Raw genomic sequence first — 1,398 nt, 5'->3', positions numbered from 1 at the left:
GCAAGCGGAGCCAACGACCAACCATCACCCGCAATGTGATGAAGCAGAAGCGAAAGAACATACTCACCACCCCCCAACACGAACAACTCCGCACGCAGCGGAAGTTCGGAGGACAGGTCGAAGGCGTACCGGCTCGCCGCCGTGGCGGCTTCCGCCACCAGCTCCGGTTTCCCGAGCCGGCTGACATGCAGTTCGGGCCGCGCCTCCGCGACGTCGACCACTCGCTGCTGGGGCACGCCGTCGTTCTCCACGAAGATCGTGCGCAGGCTCTCGTGCCGGGCCACGACGTCCGCCAGGGCCAGCCGCAGGGCCTCGTGGTCGAGCTCTCCGTTGAGCCTCAGCAGCATGGGGATGTTGTACGTGGCGCTGGGGCCCTCCAGCTGGTGCAGGAACCACAGCCGTCGCTGGGCGAAGGAGAGCGGTACGCTCTCCGGCCTCTCGCGGGGCGCGAGCGCGGTCCGGGCCCTGGCTCCCTGGTCGAGCTGGGCGGCGAGTGCCGACACGGTCGGCGCCTCGAAGATCGTGCGCACCTCGAGTTCGGTGTCGAGGGTCGAACGGATGCGGCTGGCCAACCGGGTGGCCAGCAACGAGTGGCCGCCCAGGTGGAAGAAGTCGCCGTCGACGCCCACCCGGGGCAGGCCGAGAACCTCGGCGAACAGGTCGCAGAGGATCTCTTCCTGCGGGGTGCGGGGAGCGCCTCCGGTGGAGAGCTCGGTGGCGTCGGGGGTCGGCAGCGCCTTGCGGTCGACCTTGCCGTTGGTCGTCAGGGGCAGGGCGTCGAGCACCATGAGGGCCGAGGGCACCATGTACTCGGGCAGTCGCTCGTGCAGGTACGAGCGGACCGATGCCACGAAGGTTGTCGGGTTGCCCCTCTTGGCGGGCGTGTTCGCGTACGCGGCCGGCTCGGCCGAGACCTCTGCGGACGGCAGGTAGACCCGATCCGTCGGCGTCCGGTCCGCGGAGTCCGCGTGGAGCAGCACGTCGACGGTGTCCTGCGCGTCCGCCGACCAGGTGACGGCGGTCCGGTAGCCGAGGTTCTCGCCGAGCTCGTAGAGGGTGTCCGGGTCGGCTCCTGACGGCAGGGGCGTGGCGAGTGCCTCGCCGGCCGCCGTGATCGAGCCGTCCGTGAACAGGGCTTCCGCGGCAGCGACTTCGTGTGCCATCCGGCTGTTGGGAACCGACCGTACGCGCAGTGCGGAGGGGCGGTGCTTTTTCACCCAGAGGGCCAGCTCGTCCGCGCTGCCCAGGTCGGTGCCCCAGGTCAGGGTGGTGACATCCGCGAGGTCGACCGACCGCTCCGGGCTCCTGGTGAGGACGGTGTCGTAGCGGTGCCGGGTCAGCTCGTTGTGGAAACGGCCCCGCTTGAGCCGCACGTCCACCGCGACCTCGTCCCCGCAC

1 protein-coding gene is annotated in these 1,398 nt (G+C 70.1%); it reads right to left on the bottom strand.

What is annotated here, in order from left to right:
- Nucleotides 1-1,398, bottom strand: a 1,398-nt coding sequence (locus ABZZ04_RS39430; RefSeq protein ID WP_356937060.1) for a condensation domain-containing protein, incomplete at both ends; no start/stop codon positions are given.

It is taken from the genome of Streptomyces sp. NPDC006435 (assembly GCF_040612315.1).
Taxonomy (GTDB): domain Bacteria; phylum Actinomycetota; class Actinomycetes; order Streptomycetales; family Streptomycetaceae; genus Streptomyces.
Note: the sequence above shows the minus strand (reverse complement) of the source record. Positions and strands in the feature narration are given on the sequence as shown.